The sequence below is a fragment of the Kitasatospora sp. NPDC056783 genome, from assembly GCF_042789895.1.
Lineage (GTDB): Bacteria > Actinomycetota > Actinomycetes > Streptomycetales > Streptomycetaceae > Kitasatospora.
Genome location: NZ_JBHUAF010000564.1, coordinates 1 through 3,888, shown reverse-complemented (window position 1 = coordinate 3,888; position 3,888 = coordinate 1). Strand labels below are relative to the sequence as shown.

At 67.7% G+C, this 3,888-nt stretch carries 2 protein-coding genes; both read right to left on the bottom strand.

Going from position 1 to position 3,888, the window contains the following annotated elements; translation table 11 throughout:
- Positions 1 to 55: 55 nt before the first annotated feature.
- Positions 56 to 2,482, bottom strand: coding sequence for a tyrosine-type recombinase/integrase (locus ACFRMQ_RS39115; protein ID WP_380735655.1), 2,427 nt, complete (start codon positions 2,480 to 2,482; stop codon positions 56 to 58).
- Between the two features lie 65 nt (positions 2,483 to 2,547).
- Positions 2,548 to 3,834 (bottom strand): tyrosine-type recombinase/integrase, encoded by a 1,287-nt coding sequence (locus ACFRMQ_RS39110; RefSeq protein ID WP_380735654.1) that lies wholly within the window; start codon positions 3,832 to 3,834, stop codon positions 2,548 to 2,550.
- Positions 3,835 to 3,888 lie beyond the last annotated feature (54 nt).

The following is a 3,888-nucleotide window of genomic DNA, read 5'->3' as shown; positions in this document are numbered from 1 at the left end:
AGCTCGGTTATCTGAACTTCCATGGAAGGGCTCCGCATTGGATGCCGTGAATTCGTCATGTGAGTGGGGTGGGGCGGGTGGTCAGCGTCAGACTGATGACCGGGTTCATGTCCGGGCCGCCCCGTTTGGTGTTGCTGCAGCGGGTGATCTGACCGTCCATCTGGGCGAGTTTGAGTTCTGCGCCGTGGAGGCTGACCTGGAGCCCTTCGACCTCGCCATGCCATCCTTCGCGTTCGGCTTCGGCGATGCGAGCGGTGAGGTTGTCGCGAATCTCGACCAGGCGCACGCGTTGAGCGGGGTCCGGCCAGAGCATCGAGCATCGGATGCAGGCGTGTTCGTGGATGCAGGCGGTGCCGAACGAGCGTCCGCAAGTGCCGATGGAGACCTTGCGCTTCTCGAAGTGGGCCAGGAAGGCATCCCACTCCTCGGGGGTGGGCGTGCGGTACTCCTCACTGGGGCGCGTGGAGCGGCGGCGCGCCAGGAAGGCGCGATGGGCGTTGATCGCTTCCTCGGGGTAGATCGCGTGGTATCCCATGGTCGTTTTGATGTCTCGGTGGCCGCAGATGACCTGTGCGATGTGTGGCGGCAGGCCGTTCATCACCGCGTCGGTGACGAACATTCGGCGGAAGTCGTGGGGGGTGTAGTGCAGGGGCATGCCGCTGGGGTCGGTCAAATTGGTGTGAGTCAAAGCGGAGTTGAGACAGTTGCGCATGGTGCCCCTGCTGATCGCGCGGGCTTCCGCCGCGGGCCGGTGCTGAAAAAGCAACGGGGCCGGCGGGAGCCAGTGGCGTTCGTGCGGATCGTAGAACGGGACGAGGGGGACCCGGCCGTCCTTGCCACGGACGCGTTGGATGACGGCGCTGAGGACCTCGGCGAGTTCGGGGCTGACAAGCAGCAGTCGTTCGGCGTCGGTCTTCGAGGGGGCGATCTGCAGCAGCGGAACGAGCTCTCCGTCACCGGGCAGTCGGTATTGCACCAGGCTGTGGTGGGTGAGCTCGCTGAGCTCCTCGATCCGGATGCCAGTGTGCCGCAGCACCTCGACCAGGGCCCAGGCCCAGAAAGCCTCGTGCTCTTCGAAAGTGAGATCACGGCGTCGGCCGGTTGGCAGTTCATCGGCCCACACGCGTGTTCCGTTGGCCGTAGGGGTGACGGGCCGCAGGAACGACTCGCCGTCGTGGGTGAAGGAGGCACCGGGTTCTGTCTGCTGGGCTGCAGTGAGCCGGGCTGCGGTCTCGCGCCGCCGCTTGTCGACGGTCTTGACCAGGATCGGCAGGACCGGGAGTCGCTCGCGGGTGCGCTGGTCCATGGCGGACTTCAGGCGCCGTGTCTGCTTGGTCTTGCTGATCTCGTTCTGACGGATCGGGCTGGGGACCGCCCAGGCGGCCCAGCGGGCCGGCTCCTCCAGGGCCCACTGACCGATGTCGAGGTAGAAGGCGCGGACGGCCATCAGGATGCTGATGCTGTCCTGGCGCGGGCTGGCCACCTCGACGAGCTGACCATCGGGCGTTCTCCGGCGCTGGACCTTGGTGGCCAGGCGCTTCTTCCAGGCGTCGGCGACCTCGGGAGGCAAGTGAAGGGACTCGATTCCCGGGTGGTGGGCCTCAAGGTCCTTCCAGAACGTCCCGGCGATGGAGTGCGCGAGTTGACTCACGCTGGTGTAGTCGAGAGCAGGCTGGCGCTCCTTCAGGTAGTCGACGATGAGATCGCGCACGGGGCGGCACTGCAAGCCGAAGCGGTCGACCAGGCCTTCGATGGTTCGCTGCCCGCGGCTTCGGAACGCGCGGATGGTCAAGGGCGCGTTCTCCGGGAACACCCCCATCGCGGACAGGAGTTGGAAGAAGAGTCCCTCATAGGCGCCGCGACCGGCGCGTCCCAACCGGTTGGCGTCGAGGAGTTCCAGGCAGTCGCCGACCGTGATGTCACTGACCAGTCCACCCTTGGCGGCCATGATCACCGCCACGCGGTTCAGCGCGACCCTGACCGCATTCGGCGGGACGCCGCCGGGCACTTCCGCGCACAACTGCTGGAAGCGCGCCAGGCCGTCGGGATCGCGAGTGGCGATCATCACCCGACGCAGGTGCCGGTTCGTCCGCTGACCGGCGAACCAGTCCAGGCTGGGACGAATCAGATCCCCACAGAGCACTGGCAAGATCCCGCTGCTGAGAGATTCGCGGTGATCACGCGGGATCTCCCCCGCAGCACGGACGCTGCCGGACAGTGCGATGTCAGGCCAGCGGTGCGGTACCCGGTCGGCTCCGCTGGCCAGCCATCGCTCCTGCCAGGTCGTGCCGGGCCAGCCCTCCAGCCACTCCAAGAGGCGCCGCAGTCCGTCACGGCGATGCCGCTGGCTGAGCGGGTTGTCCAAGGTGAAGGGGGGCGAGAGCAGCCGGGCCTGCACCTGCGCGCGGTCGGCCCGGGTGGCAGGCCAGGACGTCTGCGGCCCACGGGCCGGGAACTGGCCGCGCAGCAGTGCTGCGTCCACGCCGGGACCGTCCTCGTCCGCAGCACGACTCTGTGCGCTGGCGGGCCGAGGTAGGGACCTGATGCTCATCGCGCCTCTCCGCCGAACAGAACCTCCATCGTTTGAGGCCGATACCCCGGGGCCGGGACCGGCTGCTTTCGCTCCGCAGCCCGACGGGCCTGCTGGGCGTGATGGGCCAGCATCCGGCGCACCACCTCCTCCCGGCGCGGGGTGAGGTAGACCTGAGTCGTGGTCAAAAGCGCATGGCCAAGTACGAACTGCACGTCCGTCAGCGGAAGTTCGGGATCCTCGGCCATGCGGTAGGCAGCCGTGTGCCGCAGATCGTGCAGAGTCCAGTCCGCACCGATGGCCGCATTCACGCGCTCGAACATGCGATGCGCCGCCTGGTAGTTCAACGGCCGAAACGGGCGCCGCAGGGTCCACCACAGCGGCGCGGTCCGCCCGCGCGGCACCAGACCCTCCATCTCCAACTGGTAGAGCCGCAACCACACGAAGGCGTCCGATGACGCGGGTAGTTGCTGCACGGCCCTCGTGCCCTTGCGCACCACGGAGATCAGCTGCTGACCCGGCAACACGCCGCCCTGCGTGGCGCTGAGCAACTCCGAGGCCCGGGCGCCGGTGGAGACGTAGAAGGCGATCAGGGCACGATCCCGGTGGGATGGCAGCTTCGCGAAGATCTCGTTGAACCGCTCGTCGGGGATGCTGCGGGGAATGCGTTGCGGCACCCGCAGCCGATACAACCCGGCGCGCTCGTGCCGAAACGGCTCCATCGGGTTGTGGTGTGCGTGCTCGCGCCCGCCCCGCCGAGAGCGATGCAGCGGGAAGGGATTCACGAGGGGACCGCTGCCGCGCTCCCGATGGAAGTCGTAGAACCCGCGCAACACCGTCTCGCTGTGCACGACCGTGCTGGCGGCGTACTTGCTCCCGGCGGACAGCTTCCCCGTGACCGGGTTCAGCTGCCCCGGCGAAGGCACTGTCACCGCCGCCGGCTCCCGGCCGGCTCTTCTCCAGTGCACGCGCGCGGGCTTGTCGGCCAGCGCGATCCACCGGCTGAAGTCCCGCGCATCCACCCGTGCCGCCCGGTCCCAGGGCACTTCCACCGCCCACAGGAACCGGAACCAGCGCAACAGGTCCATGCCGTAGGACCGGAGCGTGGTCGCAGGCCGCTGCATGGCCTGCAGATCCGCGAAGTACACGGCGGCCGCCCCCACCTCGACACCGCCAGGATCGAGCAACCGGTACGGCGCCGCGGTCAACCCCATCGCCAGGCAGCCCACCTGCGGCACCACGAGCGCCAAGATGTCCCGCGAATCGTCGTCTTGAACAACCATGGAAATTCCAACGATGCGCATGGAAGAACGTCACCTGACCTGCGGAAACGCGCCGCCAAGTTAAGTCAACGTCTG

Coding starts and splice junctions, on each gene's coding strand:
- ACFRMQ_RS39110 (WP_380735654.1), bottom strand. CDS start 3,834: ATGCGCATCGTTGGAATTTCCATGGTTGTTCAAGACGACGATTCGCGG.